This is a genomic window from Halorarius halobius (assembly GCF_024298865.1).
Classification (GTDB): Archaea; Halobacteriota; Halobacteria; order Halobacteriales; family Haloarculaceae; genus Halorarius; species Halorarius halobius.
The window spans coordinates 120110-142439 of the sequence record NZ_CP101162.1 but is presented as its reverse complement, the minus strand read 5'-3'; the positions used below and the strand labels follow the sequence as shown (position 1 = coordinate 142439).

At 57.5% G+C, this 22330-nt stretch carries 14 protein-coding genes and 1 pseudogene; 6 read left to right on the top strand and 9 right to left on the bottom strand.

The window, feature by feature from the left end; translation table 11 throughout:
- Position 1 precedes the first annotated feature (1 nt).
- Positions 2 to 304 carry a DUF7521 family protein gene (locus NL112_RS20380; protein WP_255152941.1) on the top strand — a complete coding sequence of 101 codons (303 nt, stop codon included), beginning with the start codon at positions 2 to 4 and terminating at the stop codon, positions 302 to 304.
- A gap of 63 nt (positions 305 to 367) precedes the next feature.
- On the opposite strand, the gene NL112_RS20375 is transcribed toward NL112_RS20380, so the two are convergent.
- Positions 368 to 994, bottom strand: coding sequence for a DUF502 domain-containing protein (locus tag NL112_RS20375; RefSeq protein WP_255152940.1), 627 nt, complete (start codon positions 992 to 994; stop codon positions 368 to 370).
- Positions 995 to 1268: 274 nt separating this feature from the next.
- Between NL112_RS20375 and NL112_RS20370 the strand changes: the two genes are divergently transcribed.
- Positions 1269 to 2288, top strand: coding sequence for a hypothetical protein (locus tag NL112_RS20370; protein ID WP_255152939.1), 1020 nt, complete (start codon positions 1269 to 1271; stop codon positions 2286 to 2288).
- Between the two features lie 753 nt (positions 2289 to 3041).
- Here NL112_RS20370 and NL112_RS20365 read toward each other — a convergent pair.
- Entirely contained in the window at positions 3042 to 4076 is a 1035-nt protein-coding gene (locus tag NL112_RS20365) for a helix-turn-helix domain-containing protein (RefSeq protein ID WP_255152938.1), read from the bottom strand.
- Positions 4077 to 4533: 457 nt separating this feature from the next.
- On the bottom strand, positions 4534 to 5322 hold the full coding sequence (locus NL112_RS20360) for a universal stress protein (protein ID WP_255152949.1): 789 nt from the start codon (positions 5320 to 5322) through the stop codon (positions 4534 to 4536).
- A 769-nt stretch (positions 5323 to 6091) separates the two neighbouring features.
- Between NL112_RS20360 and NL112_RS20355 the strand changes: the two genes are divergently transcribed.
- A complete protein-coding gene (locus tag NL112_RS20355) occupies positions 6092 to 6961 on the top strand; it encodes a universal stress protein (RefSeq protein WP_255152937.1) in 870 nt (289 codons plus the stop codon).
- 108 nt (positions 6962 to 7069) lie between these two features.
- On the opposite strand, the gene NL112_RS20350 is transcribed toward NL112_RS20355, so the two are convergent.
- Entirely contained in the window at positions 7070 to 7357 is a 288-nt protein-coding gene (locus tag NL112_RS20350) for an amphi-Trp domain-containing protein (RefSeq protein ID WP_255152936.1), read from the bottom strand.
- A gap of 281 nt (positions 7358 to 7638) precedes the next feature.
- Here NL112_RS20350 and NL112_RS20345 point away from each other — a divergent pair, with 281 nt between their 5' ends.
- Positions 7639 to 8985: a hemolysin family protein gene (locus tag NL112_RS20345; protein WP_255152935.1), complete on the top strand. Its 1347-nt coding sequence runs from the start codon at positions 7639 to 7641 to the stop codon at positions 8983 to 8985.
- A 344-nt stretch (positions 8986 to 9329) separates the two neighbouring features.
- Entirely contained in the window at positions 9330 to 9707 is a 378-nt protein-coding gene (locus tag NL112_RS20340; protein ID WP_255152934.1) for a DUF555 domain-containing protein, read from the top strand.
- Positions 9708 to 9809: 102 nt separating this feature from the next.
- Here the strand turns inward: NL112_RS20340 and NL112_RS20335 are convergent, their stop codons facing one another.
- Entirely contained in the window at positions 9810 to 12785 is a 2976-nt protein-coding gene (locus NL112_RS20335) for a DEAD/DEAH box helicase (protein WP_255152933.1), read from the bottom strand.
- A gap of 266 nt (positions 12786 to 13051) precedes the next feature.
- Positions 13052 to 13645: a hypothetical protein gene (locus NL112_RS20330; RefSeq protein WP_255152932.1), complete on the bottom strand. Its 594-nt coding sequence runs from the start codon at positions 13643 to 13645 to the stop codon at positions 13052 to 13054.
- Between the two features lie 230 nt (positions 13646 to 13875).
- On the opposite strand from NL112_RS20330, the gene NL112_RS20325 reads away from it, so the two are divergent.
- Positions 13876 to 14388: a hypothetical protein gene (locus NL112_RS20325; protein WP_255152931.1), complete on the top strand. Its 513-nt coding sequence runs from the start codon at positions 13876 to 13878 to the stop codon at positions 14386 to 14388.
- A gap of 557 nt (positions 14389 to 14945) precedes the next feature.
- On the opposite strand, the pseudogene NL112_RS22985 reads toward NL112_RS20325, so the two are convergent.
- From NL112_RS22985 to NL112_RS20310, 3 genes and pseudogenes are all read right to left on the bottom strand, one after another.
- Positions 14946 to 15803 (bottom strand): annotated as a pseudogene (locus tag NL112_RS22985) (replication factor A); the annotation flags it as partial.
- A 323-nt stretch (positions 15804 to 16126) separates the two neighbouring features.
- The gene (locus NL112_RS20315) at positions 16127 to 17830 is read right to left on the bottom strand and encodes a phage NrS-1 polymerase family protein (protein WP_255152929.1); all 1704 of its coding nucleotides are present in this window, start codon (positions 17828 to 17830) and stop codon (positions 16127 to 16129) included.
- Positions 17831 to 18098: 268 nt separating this feature from the next.
- Positions 18099 to 22217: an ATP-binding protein gene (locus NL112_RS20310; RefSeq protein WP_255152928.1), complete on the bottom strand. Its 4119-nt coding sequence runs from the start codon at positions 22215 to 22217 to the stop codon at positions 18099 to 18101.
- Positions 22218 to 22330 lie beyond the last annotated feature (113 nt).

The following is a 22330-nucleotide window of genomic DNA, read 5'->3' as shown; positions in this document are numbered from 1 at the left end:
CATGGCTGAGCCGCCGGAGTTCTGGAGTTTCCTCGTAGCCAATTCACTCCTGTTCATCGCCGGAGGAAGCTTGACCGCGCTTAGCTATCGTGCCTACCTTCGCGTCCAACAACGCAGCCTCCGCCTCGCAGCAGGAGGCTTCGCACTCATCACTCTCGGTGGCCTCCTCGACATCATCTATCAACTCGGTGTTCGGCAGGACTACAATCTTGCCGCCCGTGAATCGCTCGCGCTTCAAACGATCGATAGCCTGCTTATCACTGCAGGACTCGTCGTTATTTTCTATGCCCTGTCTCGCTACTGACTGTTTACAACGGAAGGCTGTCGGACGCTATGTTCCGGACTTGGTTAATCATCATCCGTTGTATTAGTCAGTTGTTGTAGGTGGGGATGCGTTCGATGACCGGTCATCTTCGTTTAGAGCATCCGGTTGTGGGGCTTCTCCAAACCCGCAACTGATAATGCGGATGAGGGCATCCTCAGTGGATTCGTCAAGTTCTGTTACGTCCTCCGTCTCAAGTTCGACGACAAACCCTGTTGTGATGTTCGGCGCCGTCGGAATGAACACTACATCACGTCCATCCGACGCACGATTTCCAGTCTTGAATCCAGTCATATACATCCCGGGCCACGTTTGAACTCGTACTGGCGTGCGTAGGTGGTCAGTGCCGTCAACAACCGTCTCGATTCCCATTTTCGAGGCGTTATAGACGATCCGCAACCCAGGGATACGATTCACGAGCGTATCCAGTGTGGCTTCAACGATCGTTCCAGTCGTCGTCCGCATTAATGAGCCGGTGACCAAGACAAGCCCGGCGAACCCGGCGAGAACAATTGCGACGCGAACGATTGGTGGCTGCACAGCATTCAATACCGGGAAACTAGCAAGCATACTGTATATCCATATGACAACATACGCTATGACGAGAAGCGGAGCAAGAACAACGAGACCACTCGCCGCATCTCCTCGCCACGTTGTGAGCCGGCCAGGCATATAATTAATCCAGAGACCCCCAGCAGTCATCGCGTTTGGTGGAGATGAGAGTCATGACGTGAGACGGCAAAATATCCACATCGATTTCTTGGAGTGAATTGGCCCTGCTACCGGCTCGAAAGCAGAGATGAGTCATAATTTCTCGTTCATAGTTTCATTCCCCGAAAGCTAGGTACCACATAGCGACCAGCTTCTCAGTGGCTCCCCACAGTTTCGGTATATGTAGCTCTCCATCTCTTTCCTTATCGGCACAACGTGAGGTCCCACGTGGACGATGAACGGAAGAAAACTTGTTACTAGCCTCGTAGTCATAATGCTCCTGGTGGGCGCAACACCAATGGGCGCCCTTGCGCAGGGAGCATCAGATCCCCAGCCAGTACTGCTGGACCAAGACACGACCCACATTGCGGACATCACCGTTGACGGCCAACAGTACAGCGTCTACGAACACAAGAACGTCTTCTCCTGGGCCAGTGGCATCGACATCTATACGAATGGTGAGCGTGTCACCTCGGAATCGACTGCTGAAGCGGTCCTGACAGCACTTGCACAACGACGGGCCATTCAAGACCTCGGAGCGGAGGACATCAATCAACTCCGCACGACGTCACAGAACGCCAGTACGGCAGCGACCAACGTATCATCGACGGCCACTGCAATCAACGAGACGCTCGTGTATATGGAGCGGATGAAAACGGTCCGCGAGAACGGGACGACGGTCTATAACGCGTCAGTCGAGGCAGCACCCCAGATCACCGAATTCAATGAAACCGCACGCGAACTGCACCCGCAACTTCGCTCCTTCGAGAATGCTTCGACTGCGTACCGATCGAATGCAACAGCCCTCATCGACCTGCTCGAACAGCGGGAGAACGGAACTGACGTCGATCCCCAGCGGCTCTACGCCCAGTACGCAGCAACACTCGACGCGAAAAACGACGTCTCGGATCATCTCGGATACAGCAGTATTGCCGAACCGCTCGGCGAGGTGGCCAGCACGAGCGAGACCATCGCGATGAACGTCTCGTCAGTTCCCGAACGCGGAAACGAGACGGCACAACACTTCTGGCGGGTCCATAACGAGTCGACTGTCGCTGCAAACCAAACTGCAGCACTCGGCCTCGACGACTTTGAGCTTGATGACGTCCAAGACCGGGCCGAATCACTCGAAGAGGACTGGATGGAAGGCTGGGACGAACGGCGGAGTCCCGCGTCCACAGTCTATCAGTCGATAGCTGCCATCGTAGTTGGTATTGCTGCAGTAGGTGGATACATCGCTTGGCGTCGACGCTGATTTCGTCACCCTCCCGCTCAATCGAAAGCTGTGTGAATCAGGGCGGTAGAACACAGCTCACTCTGATTGAGTGAGTTCGGACTCATCGCATCCACCATCGAAATCCTGCCCCAGAAACTCCTCGATATATGCTTTCCAGCACTCTGCACAGAGCCGTTCGAGACACGGTGGCTGTGGAGTGTTGACGAAATCTCGCCGAACAATCTCTGTGTGTTGTGTCGTGATCGGAAAGGCTGTTCCACAGCGCGAACAGGTGTACGTCGTCAGATTTCGTTCCATGTTTTCACATCCGAGTCCATTGCAGCTGCGTGAGCGACTTCTCCCCTTACCGGTCTGAAGAAACGAATGTTGGAATGATAAATTCCCACATTGTCCAAGAGAACGCGCCAATCGTGATTAGCCAGAAGAGCAATCCGAGTAGTAAGAGTGGGAGACTCTCCTCCAGTGTCTCCGCGTACCATGACTGCGAATAGATGAGTAGAGTCGTTCCACCACCAACACCACCACCGTGGACAAGCACTTTAGTCAATTGCTCTTCTACTGAAAGGGAATTCGTCTGTTCTTCAGCAGTCGTCATTTCGAGTGACTGTAACCGTCTATTGCCTTTGGATGTGGAGTTCGCCTTCAGAAGCCGAAGGAGAGAATCCGTTCCGCCCAGAGAAACTCAAGACACTCAAAGCCCAATACTAGGAGGTTCAGTCGACAGACTCCATACTGTCGCTCTCAGCCTCTGCCAGAAGGTATGTACTCGACTCACTCCGAAGTGAACAAATAGCCTGTACGTGAGTTGCCATCGATTAGACCAACACACTTCAGATCCTCTATTGCAGTGGTGAGGCGCTGGATAGACGGTGACGCTCCTCTTTTTGCGAATAGAGAGTACAGTTCATCAAGTGTCCAGGGACCGGACCTGTCGTCGTATTTCACAAGCGAGTAGAAATCGAGACCATGAGTTCTCGATATCATAAAGAGTCGGAGCGCATAAAAGAGCGACTGGGACTTCTGAGTCGCTTTGAACATCATCTTTTCTCGGATCACGTCGCCCGTGATCAAGCCCCGCTCTTCCAGTTTCGAGAGTCGTTCGAGTGTTTTCTTTTGATTCTTCGCTAATGCGGACGCTATTTCTTGTGGACGCACCCATTCTTGAGTAGAATCCGACAGATAGTGAACGTCTTCAACCTCATACGGGGTGTAAAACTCTGTTCCGTCAATTCCATCCCGAAATGCTACTGCTTCGCTTCCATTCCAGCCCAAATATTTCTCGACATCCAGCGACTCCAACGCTCGTTTGCCCGTATCGGTTACCCGATATCGCTTCGGGCTCTTCGAGAACGGTTCCCACCACCGCTCCAAGAACTCCTTTTCACGTAACCGTTCGGCAGCAGCCCGGACATTTGATCGCGATCCTCCGAGCTGTTCACTGAGATCTGCAGCGTCGAAGGCGTTCACCTCGGTCGCAAACTCACAAATCGAGTACTGTTTCGCGGATCGTAACTCGCCGAGCGCAGAGACCAGATGTGGCTCTAACGCAATATCTGCGGGCTCATAGACGCCATACCCAGTCTTCTCAATAAGACCGACGGTTTGTAGCTTGTCCAATGTCGAATACGTAACTGATTTCGAGACATCAAGGTCGCGCCGAATCGCTTTCGGTCTCGTCTCCTCGTGGGTAACGATGTACTCGTAGATCTCAGGTAACGCGCTCGGTTTGTGTGTGACGAGAACCGTCGGATCGAAGTCTGTCGCAGGCGTCTGTGTGGTTCCCTGCTCTCTCGGGTCAGTCGCCATAAGCGATCTATTCACCCGGATTCGATGTTTCAACAAGATGTCTCAGCCCCAATTCACCGACCGGAGATGAGATAGTGGCACATAGTGGCATACCCTGATGGCGTGTTGGTGAGGTACAGTATGTAACTACGCTGGCTCAGTTTCGCGACGCGAAGCCAATGGTTCCCGCCTCTGTTCCGAATGTCCGGCAGTTGGGTCGATTACCTTAGCTTTCCCCGAGGCAGTTCATCAAAATCATCCGGACAACAGGCGTTAGAACCTCTATCCGAACTCGCGGTGAGAGTCCCCCTGCAGGCAGATGATTGATCGTTGCTGACGGTATGAAGATCACGGTTGTAGGGGGTGGAACTTTTGATAGAGAATGTCGCATTCCTATTCCCACGGAATTCCCTTTACGCAGAAAGTCGTTGAATGACTGGCAGATAGCGACCGCATCATTATCGAGGGAAGTAATCTGTCACCTAGTTTCAGAGATATCGCTATTATTCCGTGCTGAGAGTACGACGCTGTCTGCGTCGGCTCGCACGGTAGCATTCGTCGAGCCGAAGATGAACCGACGAAGGCGACTTTTCGTCGGGGCTCCAATAACCGAGAGTCCATAGTAGCGCGATTGGTCGATGATTGCCTCGGCGGTATCCGGTGCCTCAAGTACCCAGGTGGCAGTTGTTTCGGGGCGGGCGATCCGATGGTAGATGTCCTCAACGAGCGTCTCGGCCCGTTCTCGCTGGTGATCGGACGCCTCCTCGTCAATGACGTGCAAGATGTCGATCCACGCATCATAGTCAGCAGCAATAGAGGTTGCCACGTCTGCGGCTAATCCCGAGTGAGGGCCGCTAGCGATCGGAAGCAGAATCGACGCTGCCTTCGAGAATCCTGCCTGTCCGTTCACGACGATGACGTCAGCATCGGCGTGTGTCGCCAACTGTTCGGTCATCCTCTTACGAAAGCGGCTCGTTCCTGAGCTGCTCGGTACCAGCAGCGTATCGACATCACGTCGTCGGACTGCCTGGAGGACGCCCCGCACAACGTCCCGGGCGTACAGGAAGTCGCTCTCGACCTGCGGGAGTGACTCGTCGGTCTGTTCGAACACCCAGTCAAGGAGTGAGGCATCCTCGCTATCCGTGACTTCGTGTCGGTACACTTCGGTCTGCTCGGGAGCGGGAAACGGATTAATGACGGTCAGAGACGCGCCAGTGACACGTGCAAGCGTGGTTGCGACCTTGAGTTGGTCAGTCAAGACAGGCACTTCACGAGTAAGGAGCGGAACGAGGACATGGTCGCCATCAAATTGCCCTGCGACCAGCGGTGTCTCGGCGGATGTCTGCCCTTCATCTACAGGACATCTCCCCGACGACTGAGAAGGCATATATACTCAACCAGAGCCATTCTACAAAAATCAGACGTCGAAGTGTCAGAGGGCGAAGTTCGATTCTATCATCCGGTACCGTTCTCATCCCCACGTACCAACCTTCTCCCGGTGCATCACTTGACCTCTATCTACCGATAGGTGACACTATCCACTGCTGGTGCGTGAACGGTTATCTCCTGTAGATAGTCTATCTTACTGCGAGGAGAGACTCCCGCCGTGTATACCCCGGAGACGATCTCGCCGAGTCACCGAATCAGCGGGTCTCGATGCATCCAATAGAGATGCAGTCAGGTATAGATCTGGTGGGCGATGAACGCAGCGAGTGCGAGCGAGGCGACACCAAGTCCACGGACGATCCATGTCCACTGGTCAGGGATGGTATCGTCAGTGCCGTAGTCACCGCGGCAACGACGGGTCAGGCTTATAATCCGGGGGCTACAATCTAATCAGATCGTCAATTGCTACGTCAGCGAAGCCGCCACCACAGACCGTGCATTCGGGTAGGTGATCGGGAGCGGAGGGCCTTCTATGTGGAGGGCTCCAAATTCGGCCAGACTTCGAACTGTGACTCAATCATACACCCGAATCATTGACGCCGGACAATCTCTTTAAAAGAACACTGCCCGTATGGGCCCGTATTGAGAATATGTACGAAAATATCCTGTTCCCCGTCGACGACAGCGAGGACAGTAGTGAGATTCTACACCATGTCGGGGAACTCGCGAACTGGGCGGACGCAACGATCCACCTCTTGTTCGTCGCAGATACGACGCGCGACAGCGTTACCGTCGTCGAAAACACGGTGGTCGACGCGCTCGTCCAGGAAGGCGAAGGAATCGTCGAGGATGCAAGCAAGACCCTGTCGACCCTTGGTGTCGAGTACGAAACTGACGTCGTGCAGGGGAATCCAGCCCCCACAATTGTCGAGTACGCTGATCGGTACGGGCACGATATAATCGCGATGTCCACCCACGGGCGAAGGGGGGTGTCACGGTATCTTCAGGGCAGTGTCAGCGAGAAAGTCGTCCGTCTCTCTTCGGTCCCTGTTCTCACCGCGAGAATGCAACCCGACGAGCAGCTGGTATTCCCCTACGAAAATGCGCTCATCACAACGGATGGCAGTGCTGACGCAACCCGGGCAGCACAACATGGCTTGGCGCTCGCGGAGTCGCTTGGGGCGACCGTCCACGTCCTCTCTGTCGTTGACGACGCGTCGCTCGGTCTCGATATCCGGTCAACTATCTCTGGGGAGGAGCACGAACAGGCAGCAACGGAAGCCGCCAAGGAGATCATCGAAGATGCGGAGACATATGGCGTTACTGATACGGTACAACATATCGAACAGGGAGATCCAGCGGATGTAATTCTCGACTGTATCGACGCCAATGACATCCACGTTGTCGTGATGGGGACGACGGGGAGGCGCGGTACGGATCGGATCCTCCTCGGCAGCGTCGCCGAAAAGACGGTCCGGTTGGCGCCAGTGCCCGTGCTCACGATCGGTGGAGTAGAGTAGTACGTCGACGCGACTTCGCGACAACAACGAAGGTCCTCCCCAGTGGCCGTATGAGCCGGTTCGATTGGATCGGTGCATTCGAGCGTCGAGACAGCTGAAGTCTGTGCCTCACTCGATCTCTAACGGACCGTTCCCACCGCCACCGTCACTACCGTCTTCATCCCATTCGAGTTCGAATTCGATACTCAATTCACCGGGCCCGTTCGCCGGGCCCTCGCGTTCGGCTTTGACCTCGAACGTCGGACGAGCGGGCGGATCTAGCGTCACGGATTCGCTCCCCGATTTCAGCGTAATCGCGTCTCCGTTTTCGAGATTGTCTGCGACTCTCCGCAGCAGTGCAGCAATTTCTCCCCGGGACTGGCCGCTCTCGGATTTGAACAAGACTTCTTCGGGCATACAATATCGGATAGGCTCGGAGGTCCCATAAGTGACCCTCTAGCTCGACGTTCTGTCTCCGAGAATCTCTGGTATCCTGCTAACTGTTCGAGAACTCGTGGAGTAGTCATAGCCGGACTGGCCAGTCTCCGCTTTGGGTGCGGTGACTAGAGTGACCGATATCCCACCGTGTGACAGACGCGTGTTCGGTGGATAAGCGGACGAGTAGCGGTTGTGGGGGCAGTCGTGTTACGTGACGCTGTATCCATCGTCTAAAAGTCCCCCGGAGGAAAATCAGGCATATGGTAGACTTGATTTCCGTCGGCGGGTTGCTTCTCGCGTTCTTCCTCGTCGTCATGAACGGCGTGTTCGTGGCCGCCGAGTTCGCCTTCGTGAAGATACGGCCGACCCGAGTGAACGCGCTCGTTGACCGCGGGAAACCCGGTGCGGGGCTGGTACAGGATGCCATCGAGAATCTGGATGGCTATCTCGCAGTCAGTCAGCTCGGGATTACGCTCTCCTCACTGGGTCTCGGGTGGATCGGCGAACCGGCTGTGGCAGCACTTATCGAACCAATTCTCGGTGAACTCCTGCCCGCAGGAGCGATTCATCTCGTCGCCTTCGCGCTGGGATTCGGCTTCATCACGTTCCTCCACGTCGTGTTCGGCGAGCTCGCGCCCAAGACGTTCGCCATTCAGGAGGCCGAACGGGTGGCGTTCCTCGTCGCCCCCCTCATGAAGTTCTTTTATTATGTGTTCATGCCGGGTATCATCGTCTTCAACGGGACCGCCAACTACTTCACCAGCCTGTTTGGCGTCTCGCCAGCGGCAGAAGGTGAAGAGACCCACTCCGAGGAAGAAATTCTGATGATTCTCAGTCGCTCCGAAGAAACTGGAGAAATCGATCTCGACGAGGTCGAGATGATCGAGAGCGTCTTCGAACTCGGCGATACGATCGCCCGCGAAGTCATGGTTCCACGCCCCGACGTGGATACTGTCTCCGCGTCGATGAACCTCCCTGAACTCCGGTCTGTTGCCGCCAGCGGAACCTACACGCGATATATCGTGCTCGATGAGGACGGGGAGCAGCCGATCGGATTCGTCCACGCAAAAGACATTCTGAAGGCGAGTGAAACCGAGACAGATGACGACGGCCCGATCACTGCACGTGACCTCGCACGCGACGTCCTCGTCGTTCCGGAAACGCGACGGAACGACGCAATTCTCGCCGAGTTTCAGAAACACGGTGGTGGACAGATCGCTGTCGTCATCGACGAATGGGGTGTCTTCGAGGGAATCGTGACGATCGAGGATATCCTCGAAGAGATTGTCGGCGATATTCGAGACGAATTCGATACGGAACCGCAGGGGCCCACGATCGAGGAGCGAGATGATGGGACGTCCGTCGTCGACGGCGGGGTGCCGGTCCAAGAAGTGAACGAACGACTCGGCGTCAAGTTCGAGACCGACGAGGTCGAGACGATCGGAGGCTTCGTCTTTAGCCAGCTCGGACGCGAACCCGAGGTCGGGGACGAGATCGAGCAGAAGGGATATATCCTTCGTGTCGACGCCATTGACAACGCGCGAATCGAACGGGTTGTGATCCAACCCTCAGAACAGTCTCAGAAGAAGCATACAGAGGAGGGATAGTCCTCCAACGGGGATGGCTGTATCGAAGCAGAAGAGGGGTCCGGTTCAGCCGGGTGTACTCCGATAATGATCTTGAAATCGTCGGACGGTACAGTATGGCGCGGTTCGAGTTCCTCTCAACGCCTTTGAATAGGAATGTCTCTCGCGACGATGAGCAGCACGATACGTTACCCCACATTTCGTACCTTTATCCACCACCGTGGGGTAACTTCAGCAAAGCGAGCGCCCGTCGATGAGCCACTGCCTCCCGGTTTCTAAATTATATATAGGATACCGAGCCAGACCGGCCCGATGAGGCGGACGATAACGACGATCGACCGGCAGTCAGCAGCGCAGGGCAGACGATGAGTCGCTCCGAACAGTACTGGGTGACGCTGTCGGTCCCGTGGCTCGTTCGAGGAGCCCACGCGGTACAGGACGCGATCAATATCGCCGTCAGTGAGGCCGGAAAGCGAGTGAGTGAGGCGGATGCCCCACACGTCCATCACTGCGACATCAGCATTCAGACGCTTTCCTGTACGGCCTGTGGGACGCCGATGGAGGCAGTGCTTGTGGTCGCCGAGACAGCACTCGTCGGCCTCACGCTCGAGTGTACCGTCACGGCACGATCAACCGAGGACGCCAAACAGACGACCCGGCGTGAACTCGGGGCAGCGTTCGACGGGACGCCGCTCGTCCCAGTCGGGACTGTCAGGACAAACTCCCACCCTGACGAGGAATGAACCTCAAGCAGAGGACTAGAATCGCTCAGGCGGCCTCTTCCGGGGCAGCAGCCGAAACCGCCGCTTCGGTCGCGCTCACATCTTCGACGTAGGTCAGAGATTCTACGATGTGTCGATACTCTCGATCTGCCCATTTGGGTCACCGAAGATGTTGAATTCAGCATCCACTCCTTCTAACCATTCCTTACAGGTGAGGAGGGCTGTATTCACATTATCATTCGATCTCGCATCTTCGTAATCCAGACCGGGTTGGACGATGCTGACGGTGAAATCCCACTCCATAGGCAAGAAACTCTCCTTGAAATCGCCGAACCAAGCTTGTCCAGAGACGAAGTGAGGATACTCAGTATTTCCTTCCCGATACTCAATTTGTCCAGGAAGGCCGCTGTATTTCACCCACGATATACTTCGGTGAACCTGATCAACTACCTCGCGGACATCCGCCAATCGTGCTCCACTGTCCTCGTCCTTGTCTCGAGATTTACAATGGTAGAACGTGATCTGTTTGTTAGATGGTTCGATTTGAATGTAATCCGCGATCTCTCCTTGCGTGTGATCGCAGAAGACTATCTGCTCCGCCTCCCCATGCTGTTCAACGAACTCCTCAACCCACCCGAAGATATCGATCCGTCTCTCTGGAGTCACTGACTCCCCATCTTTCGTGATCCCGAATTCGCACCAAGTCGCACATTCACTCCAGTCGATACTGGATTCATCTACGAAACAATCATCGGGTACCGTCGCAAGTTCGTGTCTAATCCGGTGCCCCTGGCCATTCGAGACAAGCGTGCCATCACCCGTGTAGAAATACAGCGGGAATCTATCGAAAAATCTCTCACCCAGGTACTTTTGTTCCCCTTCCTCACTATCAATGAAATACACACACTCCGCAATATCCCCTCGCACCTGGTTCGCTGCAATATCGTACTCTCCAGTCAAGACTTCGTCGCCATCGACAGGCGCATACTCGAACTCAACGATAGAATCCGATGACGGGCGGTGAAGCGACTCCAAGGTAAGTTCCGAGATCTCTTCTCGACCACCCGCCTCAAGCACAGAACTAGTGTCAATAGCAACATCTTGTCGGCGGAGCTTTGGGTTTAATGTACCAAAAATAGGCGACCCAGGAAACGAGTCGACAGCGATTATTTCTCCCAGACCCAGCCGTGGTGGCGTGGTTTGGCTCTCGAACCGGGAAAATTTCTCGGCGAGGCCCTGACACCACTCGATGAACCCATCGATTGTCCGTCGGCCAGATGACCAGACACGGCCCTGATCGTTGCTGATACCCACCGTCTCACCATCCACCGACGCGACTGCATGTCCCTGCGTAAACGCCTTCGCGTCCGTCTGTCTCACAGCGCCTTCCACCCGGTCACCAAGCAACATCTTGTACGATGGGAGGCTCCCTGAACTCCCGAGTGCATTCGCCAGCCCAGCAACCTGATATTCTACAGCTTCGTCTCCTTGAATAACCTTGATTAGAGATTCACCTCCATAGGATTCAACGTCTTCATCAACAAGCGATTCTCGAATAGTACCTATAAGAGAAGCCGACGCAGACGTTGACTCAAATAGCGTCTCCGTCGCCTCGTGATAGTAGAAAAGATGGAGATCGTATTGACGATGCTGGAGAGGGGTTCTCGTCCCCCACGTGGGTCTGTCCGTCTGTTCCGTGATCACACCCACAAAATTCTCCCTCGAGAGCTGTAATCTGTAAGAAATCGTCTCGTCCCCGAACTCGATGATATTCTCTGGCTGGAACTGTGATTCCTGCACATGGAATAGGCGAGTGCTAAGATAGGGTTCGAGATCCACCTCGTTCACTCCCCTAAGGACTTCACTCTGATTCCCTGTTGCGAGGGGACTATGTTGCTCGGTATAGTCCGCAGCAAGCTCAGGCACGAGATCTTCCCAACCCTCGTCCTCATGGTATAACCGTTTCACCTCGTCTTCCACCCCTGCATCATGTAGGTCATCCGGGTCAGCGATAATCTGAGCCTGAACCTCCTCGTTCTCGGTTGGCCGTGTCACGCGACCCAGCAACTGTAGCGTGAACGCGAACGACTTCGGAGGATCGTGAAGAACCGCAATCTTCAGATTCGGGATGTCGATTCCTTCCCCAAGCATCCCTACCGCAATGACCCCGTCAATATCTCCCTCTCTGAGTGCCCTCAGAACCCTCGCATTCTGCTCTGGCGTCCGTCTGGAGTGAATCGCCCGCACATCCAAGTCTTTGGAAGCATATATGTACTCCAACCCCCGAGCGTCACTAATCCTCTCACAGCGGATGAGCATCTTAGCTTCCGAAAAGGATTCCCGCATATCCTCTAATGCTTCCTTCGCACGACGAGCGAATATATCGGCTGAATAGTCTGCTCCTCGCGCTGGAATTGTTTGAAGTGACAGTGACTGATAGAGGTTCTCCTCGATCGCGTTGCTTAGTGGATAATGATAGACCAGTCGCCCGGGCAATGTTTGGCGATCCCGACGGAAGGGTGTCGCTGTTAGTAACACCTGATTCGCGTCCCGATGCGCGTCGACCAGTCGCTTCCAACTGGGTGCTCGGCTCCGATGAGCCTCGTCGAAGAATACAAGATCGAACTTCCCAGTAGGCGGGTCGACGATGTCGTCATACTGGTCCATGTTATAGGTACTACTAATATTGTGAGGCAAGGCGACCACAACATCTTCATCGATGTCCTCCCATTCTGATTCGTCTGTAATCCGCTTCTCGATCACCTTCACAGACGGGCTAATAGAGCCGTCACTGAGAACGCCTGCTTCCTGAAGACCGTCCAGTGTCCGGAACTTCTTGGCGGTTTGACTTCGAAGTATATCAGAGGCGGTGATGACTAGAACCTGCTTCTCGCTGACCGCGAATGATAATAACATCATCAGTGCAGTTTTCCCCGATCCCGTCGGCATCGAAACTAGAGCTGGCTCCTCAGGATATGCAGTGAAGTGACTCCTTACAGCCCAGAATCCACCCTTCTGACACTCCCTAAGTCCTCCTTCAGATTCCTCAGCAAACTGGTCAAAACGGATAGCATCCCGATTCTCAGAAAAGAATTCCATTCGTTGCCATGTCGTTCAAATTCCCTGATGATGAAACTATTCCCCCCAATCCCGGTTCTCTCCAACTACTGCCGTTTACAGGACGCCGTTCGGTGTAGTATCGCGCCAGCACTGAGAGGTAGCGGAGATTCTCGTGGAAAACATCCGAACCCATATTGACAAAGCGGACCGTCAATCGGAATAAGTGTACGTAGTTCAGTGACCGTCACAGACCATCTACCGCCCCACATCATAATCAGCTCTCGTATGAGATTATAGCTAATTGGTTATTGAACCGCCTTTCGATACACTCGCCGAATAGTCGGCCACCCCGCATCGTCGTTTTCAACCAACAGCGAGGTCTGAAGTGCGATATAGAACAAGACTGCGAGCAAGGCAAACGCCACGGCGGGCATCACTGCCCAATCCAGAGAAACCTCAAATACACCGTCGGTCACCTGGAGACCACTCAACCAATCGAGGAGATACAAACTGACGAAGGTGCCAGCGTATAGTATCGCGAACGTGGTCAAACGATTAATCCTCGCCACTGTTTCGGCCATGCGATCGGTAGTCTCGGATAGAGAAGGCTCTATATCGCTCGGTACCGGCCAGCTCGATCGAGGGTCGTTGAGCCAGTAGATGTTCGTCTGCTTGCCTGCCTCCGCACTCAGTAACACCCCTCTATCAACCAGAGAGTTCAGACGCTTCCGAGCCCCCTCATCGCTGAGGCCAGTCATCTCAGCGACGGCCGATTTGCTCAGAAACGGCTTGTTCACTTTCACGAAGCACCTCAGTAGTGCCTCATCTGGAACTTCGACCGTCGAAATATCACGGAGGACATCCCGGTCAATGAAGTCCGGTAGTTCCGTTTCGCTCATGAGTTACTGTCTCTCAGTAGCGGCACCTATTTGAACTTCCTTCCGAGTCGGCGGCTGCCAACCGCGAATTTGCGGTCACCAACCGGCCACTCAGCAATGCGTATAATCCCACATAACGTGACACAACGAATCGTGAACCCGATGACCATCGCAAATTTAATCATGGCATTGACAGCCCAAGAATCAGATCGAGATACGTTACAAAAATATTAGTCAGCCAACATATTCATATGGGACTAAGTAAACTTCACCGCCGAATTGAAGAGACTAAATACAAGCCGTGGCAGGTCTACCTCTTGGCCTCCTCTCTTCTCACTGGTTTAGGGCTCTACTTTAAAATCGGAATCATTACCTCACTGCTCCTAACGATAGAGGGAGCCACATCTGGCTTTGGCTGGTTAGTGATTCTGGGCATTCAAGGGGTGTTGATTGGGTTCGTTGCTGAGTACTTGTATGAACAGGGGGATGAGTATGCCAAGTCAGCTAGCCACCTGTTTGGATCAAAAGACCGAACTCTATTTTTCCGAATCGGAGTGATGACTGTGGTATCTGGGATAATCACGAAGGTGGTACCAACTGTTCTCGAAAACGCAACGGAATATCTGGTTATTCAGACAACAGGTACCGTGATCGCGCTAGGGATTCTGCTAGTTCATGAGAGTTCAAGCGACTGGAATGCACGAACTGAGTGGCCCGCGATTGTCGCCGGATTCATTTTGGCGATTACACCGAGTATAGCATAGAAGCGCAGGTTTGAGGTTCGTTATTCGGCTAATTCCCCGTTGAGCGAATCGACAACTTCGAAGAGCGCACCTACGTCATCCCCATATACCTCTCTAGATCGTCCGCCGAATGGTGCCACTTCCTCCTCAAATGACTCGAGGCGCTCGCGGGTCTGGCTGGCCGTCTCGGCGACCCACGCATCTCGGGTCGCTTCGTCGACCTCGGTGATCGCCTCCGGTTCGATGGCCACGTTCGTCCGGTCACCCCGCTCGTAGGTCCGCAGCTTCCCGACAACCGCGACGTATGCTGGCGGCTCCGCTGCTCGCAGCACCCCCATCGCCTCGGGCTGGTACTGGCCCGCGTAGACGTAAACGGGCGAGTCAGCGGCGAACACCTTGCCCTGCCAGTACTCGGCGTCGGAGCCGACGTCGGCGGTTTCTGCAAGGGTTCCGACGACGAGCACGCGGTTGACGCCCACGCCGGTCGGGGTCAGCCCATAGACAGGCGCCCGCTCCTCATCGGATTCCTGGAACGTCTCCGTCGTCCCGTTGAGTTCCTCGGCGAACAGCCGCCGAGCCGGCTGGCGGGCCGTGAGTGCCGGCTCAACCGCGTCGGCGTCGAACCCGTCCGGGGCGTCGTTCGTCTCCTCGGCCTCGTTCACGAGGAAGTACGTGCCCACGACGCTCCCGGTCAGCCGGTGCCGCCGACCGACCAGCTGCGCGCTGATCTCCTCGGCGACCACGTCCGTCGAGAGCGCGTCCATCGCCATGTCAGTCGCATCACTCAGTGAGATGCCGGTCACTGCCTCGGTAGCAGCGGCGTCGAACAGGGCGCTCAGGGAGCACTCACCGTCGTCGAGGATCGCCTTGATGCGGAGATCGAACTCGCCGTCGCGCTGGCCGTGCTCCGCACATCGGCCGTTGCGGAGAACGCGCGTGCAGTCGTCGGCCCCGCACCGCTTGATCAGGCCCGAACCCTCCTGGATGTCGACGATGCTTCCGACGACCGCGACGCTCCCGTCGCTTGCCGCGACGACGTCGTCGGAAGGACTGATCGCCGTCGCGGAGTTACAGCTCACCGAGAACCGGCCCTGGTACTCGTCGGTAACGACGCTCTCGAAGCGGTAGGCCTCGCCCTCCTCCAGTTCGGGGAGGTCGGCACTCGCCCACTTGACGAACTTGAGGCGGCCGGACTCGTCGCCGAGCAGCCCGACCTGGGCGATCTTCTCGTTCCGGGGCTCCCAGAGTTCGACGACCTCGGCGACGACGTCGATCCACTGGTCGGCCCCGTCAACGTCGGCGAGCATCGTTCGGGAGAACCCGCGGGAGCGCCCACCGTAGCCAGCTAGCCGGGCGATGTCATCCGAGAGATCGGCTCGCTCGAGGTCGGCGTCGCCACATGCCTTGCGAAGAAGCGTCCGGACGGCCTCGTCCATCGGGACTCGGTAGGCACACAGGCGCTCCAGCTGGGCGGTCACGTCCTCGGTGTCGAGGGCGAACGCGGGTTCGGCTCGGCTCTCGTCGAAGGCGACGAGCGCGTCGGTGATGGTCTGTACATGGTCCTGCAGGTCGGGAGTGGTTGCACTGGACATTGCGGAACTCCGAGGATTCGCGAACGCGACTCGCTGCCGAAGCCGGTCGTCGTCAGCACGACTGACTCGTCGCCCGCTCTCGCGATCTCCTCACCCCCTTCGGGATGATAAATACAGATGCAAGGGCTGGAACAGCCACGTTTGCGGTCACGGTACAACCAGGGTCATCAGGAAAACCAACGACGGAACCGACGGGACAACCCGGTGGATGACTCCGTCTCCTGTTCGGATGAGTCCGCATCGACCTCACGAGTGTCCTCGTTTTCGTCGGTGGGGGTCGGCTCGTGGTCGTTGTCCCCCCGACCGTTCGAGGATGCGGTAAAGGATCCCTCAACGTCGTGTCCGATAGGGCGCTCGTTCCAGAACGAGGAGTCGTCCTGCCCCCCGTTTCCTGCGGCAGCATCGGCTATTCCGTCATCCCTCAAGCGAACACTGTCGTCAGGCTGGTCGATTCCGAGAACGGCTCGGTACTGTCGAAGCCGGGCTTCGAGTTCCGCGATGCGATCACGTTTGGCGTCAAGTTCACGCTGCTGGCGCTGTACCTGCGCGGCCAGCCGCCGGGCGTCCTCGACTGCCCCGGCGTCGATCGGTGCCGGATCGCTAGAATGATCTGACCCGGAGGAGGGAGAGGTGCTGGACTCGTCCAGTGGCCGATGTCTGTCGTCCGATCCGGACGAAGTGGCCGGTGACGGTGGCGTGTAGTAGTCGTCGATGGTCAGGAGTGTCCGAGCGATACAGACCGCGCCGTAGGTCGCCCCGTTAGCAAAGTGAACCTTGTCCCACTTCCCCCGCATGAGCCCTGAGTCGCGGAACAGACGATCCATCCGGTCGGGATCGCCGCCAGTCCAGAACGCCAGGTAGAAGCACAGGCCCATATCGGCCTCCGACTGCGACGGATAGCGGCTGTCCCGCCCGCTCCAGAGCTCCGAGCGGCCGTCGTAGAGCGCCTCGATGACATCACCACTCTTCGAGTCCATCGCGCGTTCCAGTACCGTCTCGTCGTCGAGATCCACGCCAGAACCGGCGATGTCATCCATCGAGGTCGGCAGCGGTGAGGGAAGCGCCGACGGACTCAGTCCGTGCAAGGCGGCCTCGAGACCCGGGTCCTCGATATCCGGATAGTCCAGTCCGTATCGGGCGTACAGTCCCGAGTCCGATCCGAGTGCCGTAGCTGTCTCCGAGGGCTCTGTCTCGCCGGCTGTCTCCCCGGCTGCTGGTTCGCCGGCCTGCTGCTCGAGCTCGTCCGCTGACGAGTCGGCACGAGGGGTCCTCTCGGAAGCCGCCTCAAGATCGTCCGGCGCTGTCTCCGCGTCAGGGGGTGACTGGACGTACTCGTAGTGGACACCGAGCAACGCATCCTGGCGTCGCACGAGGGACGTTGGCGTCCCCTCGATGTGGTCGCTCGTGACGGTGAAGAAGCGAGCCTCATCGTACACCTCGACATCACCACGCCGATTCCGACCTGACGGGAGGTCACCCTCAAGGATGATGTGAACGCCCCGCCCCGAGGGTGAGACTTCGGTGTAGGAATCCAGCCGATCGACGATGTCCCGGGCCCACGATGCGAGTTCGCCCGTCGTGGGATCCCGACAGTCATCCAAATCCACACCGACGATGGGCGTCGCGGGAGCAAACACGAAGCCGATCCCGTTGGTCCGGACGCGATCGCTCTCGTGAAACGCGAGTGCACTCTCCAAGTCCCGCCAGTGGCCGGGCTCTGTCGCGCTGGCGTTCGGCGTGCCGTTGGTGTGGTAAGGCTTGATGGGAACTTTAGTCGCCTTCCCGTCACGTTCTGTCTCTTGCCAGCAGATCCACTGCTCGAGGTCGGCCAACCTCTCGGGAATCAGACTGACGTCGATATCGTTACTCATGATGCTCGTCTCTGGTGGGTGAACCTGTGCCGGACACGCCCGATTCGAGGCGTCGATAAATCACCGTGCATCGCTGTGCGCCGGGACGGGCGGTGGGTGCGTGTCCGTGCGCTCGAAATCGCAAGCCCGTGCGCCCCTGGTGCGGACATGCGAGCCCTCCCCTCCCAAACTACTAGTATAGGTATCGAGCCGACTGGCCCAGCACGGATGGAACGAGTTCGAGAGCAGCTATCGAGCGCACCGTGCGCCCAACAACTAACCCAGATCGTCACCGGTCAACCTCCCCGTCGGTCCGGTCAACTATTCGGACGAGATTCCGCCCCCCGACGAACCGCCACTCCCGGGGATTCTCGAATACCTGTTCGGAGAGACGTACATAGTTCTCGATATCTCGATGTGGCACCGTCTGAAGCCGTCCAGCATCGACCAGTACTCTGATAATTTCGTGCGCAACGTCAGTGTGAGGCACCACCCACATTTTCCGAACGCCGTCGAAGCTCGCGAGGTCGTCGTAGTGTTTGATCATCAGGTCGGGACGGATGTTCGTCACCACCTCGGCGATAACCGCCAGCGTCCGCCCGTCACCGTCGCCGGGGAGGAATGCAGCGACATCGAAGATCATCCCGCCGGCCATCGGCTCGTAGTACGTCTCGACCAGCAAGCCCTGATTTCGGAGGTGGCGAGCAGTATACTCGACGTACACCTTGTGGATGGTCTTCTCGAACGGGTCACCGTCGTTGCGGCCCGAATAGATCGTCCGGTCGGCCGCGTCCTGCCCTGCCGGAGTGACATAGTAGTACTTCCGCGTGTTGACCGACTGGAGTTCGAGGTAGCCCATCTCGACGAGCCGGTCCTCGACAATCTCACCGTCGACACCGTTCCGAATCGTCGTCATCGACTGGGTGAGGTCGTACCCCTCCAGTTCCCCGTTGATCCCTGCGATGACGTCTTGGAGGAACTGTTGCTCTGCTGGAGTCAGCGAGTGTGATTCTCCATCGGCTGGGGGGCTCTCTGAGAACGCATCCGCGGCAGCACGACCGTCGTCTATCAGGGGACCTACAGCAGAGTCATCGGAAATCTCGGCAGTCGAATCCGACGGAGCCGGCGATGGACCGCGCGGGGCGGCCCCTGTTCCAAGAACGGTCCCGAACTCGTTCGAGGCACCACCGACCTGACCATCCGCTCGGTCCTCGTTGGAGGAGTCATCACGGCTGTCCGCAGAGTCGTCCCCGGGTATCGTCGAACCAGCCACTAAATCCCGCTCGGTCGTCCCCGAGAACCTCTCACGATCTGAATGAGAGGAGTTAGCTGTCGGCGGGATCGTCGACGAATCCGACAAAGATTCCGAACGGATCGCCTCACTGTTCAATGGTCCTGTTCCGTATCGCGCGGCTCGCTGTGCAGCGTCCGGCGGGCTGTTCACGCCCGGCACGAGACAGTAGCTGAACCTGGTTCGCGACCATTGGAGTTCATCCGCCTCCTGGTAGGTCATCCCCGCGTCGGGGCTGTACGTCCCGACGTCGACCGGGTCCTCGCCGTCACTGTGACCCGATGGGATCGGGAGCGGCTTGAGCGTCACCAGCTCTGGCGTGTCGGTCATGAACCCCGTATCCGGGAGTTGAGCCAGCCACTCACCCCGGGGGAGGGAGGCGATCCGGTTCGACAGTTCGATGGCGTCGAGTTCCTCGTGAAACAGCGTCGTCGCGAGCTCGTCGTCGATAGCGAGCTTCCCGATCAGCTTGGTGTTGATGTTCCGGAGAATCTCCTTGTACGCTCGCGTGTCCAGCGCGTCGCGTTTCACCTGTTCGGGGAAGTGAACGATCAGTTCGAACGCGAGTGCGAACTCGCGAGCGTCGGGGATCATCTCATCGCGAACCAGGCTTGCCTGCATGATCGGCGCCGCCTCATCGATGATCAGGTTCACACAGTATCCCTCGTCGGGGGCGGGAACACCCCGGTTCCAGCGCTCGCGAAGGCGAACCCACGACCAGAGGTAGTCCAGCATCAACACGGTGAAGACGTTGCTCGAGGCCGGACGGAACTCGCCCGTATCGACGAGGATGACCTTCGACGAGTCCAGTAGCCGATCCAGGTCGAGTAACATCTGCTCGTCGGCATACTGGCGAGTGTCGTCGTCCCACTCGGGGACGAAATTGAGCATCCGCCAGATGAAGTCCCGCTCTTTGAGCTTGGTAATCCGGTTCAGCACCGCATCGATGGACGTGGCGAACCGGCGTTCGTCCCCGCTGAAGTGCCGACTGAGCGTGGCGTGAAGCTCGGGGTCGCTCACGTCCGGAATGACCTGTTCGGTCTGCATCCGCGTGGCCGCCTCAAGCAGGTCGCTGATTGCGAAGGCCTCGTCCCCGTACACCGGGTCGAAGAGAGCGACGATGAGGTTCGAGAGGATCTCCTGTGCCACGAACGCCTGGTTGTGCTGTTCCTCGCCGAGGACGTACTCGAGGAGTTCGTTGTAGCGGTCTACCTTCTCCTGAACCGCCGCCTCGCGGCTCATCCCTGCCGCCACCTGCGGTCGGATGTCGAAGAACGGGAAGGCTGGAAGCTCGCCGTTCGGGCCCGGCACCGGGAGATGGATCACATCGTCCAGATCCCCGAAGCGGCGGAAGTGCGCCCGCTTGTATTCGGTGGCCATGCTGCCGCCCTTCTTGTCGAAGATGAAGATCGGCCCGTCGAGTTCCTCGTAGGCACTCAACCCGTCGTTGACCATCGCGGTCGTTTTTCCGCTCCCCGTCGTCGACGCCCGGAGGACGTGATGGGTGAGCTGCTCGGCAGTCAGGCTGATCGGAATGTTCGGTCGGTCCGGTGTGGCAGTCTCGGCTTCACCGATACACATCCCGGTGTCGAACTTCGCGAGTAGTTCCTCGTCTGTCGCGGTGAGCGGTGACCGTGCGTCGGGGGACCCGCCGGACGCGCCGCGACTTGCTTTCGGTAATGCCCCCGTGCTCGGGACAGTGACGAAGTTGGCGAGCTCATCGGGGCTGGTGACGATGATCGGATTGGTGTTCCTGAAACGCTCACGGATGCCCGTCTGACCGAGACGTGCGCTACAGAGGTCCTCGAACTCGCGATCCACCGCATCGACGGCCGCCCCCTCGACGCCATAGTATGGTCCGCTAAGGGCAGTGAATGCGCCCGTCACACCGTTGATGACGCTGGGCTCGCCACCAGCCCGCAACGAGAGGTCGAACGTGACGGTCGGCTGTTTCAGATCGATCTGCCCCATCCGGCTATGCCGAGTCGAAGGGCCGTCACCGCCGCCCGAGAGGGTTCCACCGATTTGCTCGGGCGTGTCGGGACGGTGACGCTGTCGACGTTCCTCTTCGGAGGTGCCGAACAGCATCGCGCCCGCTTCCTGCTTGAACGCACTCCACATCCCCGTCGTGCCCATCTTCAGGTTTCGCTTGTGGGCCTCCGCCTCTTTCGTCCAGTCACGGCGAGGGGTGAACACCGCCTGGAACAGGAACGGCTCGTTCGTCTCGGTGGCCTGTTCGAGCAGGACGCTCAGCGGCGAGCGGAATGCCTCCTCGATGTCGACGGATACTTCGCTGAACTGCGAGAGCAACGTCATCCAGTCGTTGTTCTTCGTCTCGACGCCGCCCCAGCGAACCATCGCCGGAGGTGTCGGATCATCGCCGTCATCGGGACCGGAAACTGGCGCGTCTGGATCGTTCGCACCGTCCAAGAGTCCCGGGTCAAATCCCTCCAGATTCGCGAGCTCATCTAGCCCCTCGAACGACTCGAGATCGGCGAGGGTAGCTCGATCGGGCTCGGCGTCGTCGACGAACACGGCGCTGGTCGCGAAGGGGACGATCTCGAAGCGGAAGCGTTCGGGATACATCGCCCGGACGTTCGCAGCGAGATGTTCGACTGCCTCGACCTCGTAGGGATGAACGCCGAGATAGAAGTCGAACCGCTGTGTGGCCTCCGGCTTGTGGATCAGGAATTCGAAGGAGTGGTGCGTACTCACGAACGAGAGACGTCGCTCGACATGGAACGGGAGTGTGCGACCACTTCCCGCACGGTAGAGTCCGTAGAGCCCCTTGATGACGTGATCGGGGGTAACCTGCTCACGAGCAGGGGTGATCTTGATGTACGGTCGTGGACCCTCACCGTCCGAGTCATCTCCAGGATGTTCCTCCGACTCTGACGGCGCCTCTGGATAGGTCGGTTCATCGGCGTTGATCGTCTCGGGCCCCTGGTGTGAATCTTCCTCGGGTGACCCGCCCCGCGACTCTGTGTCGTCGGGAGGGCCATCACCGAGTCGTGTCGAAAGGGCTCGCTGGATGTCAGCCTCGTCGATGCTCGGGAACCGCGGGTTGCGAGATGATTCACTCCCACCCCGTCGGTTGTTGGTCGAGCGACCGGTCATCGAGTCCGGTCTCCTGTCGGTGAGAGGCGAGCCGACCAGTACTCGAGAAGAGCGGGTCGATGGCTCGACGGACAATACGACTGGTTGGCGTAAATGGGGTACATGGCTTGGAA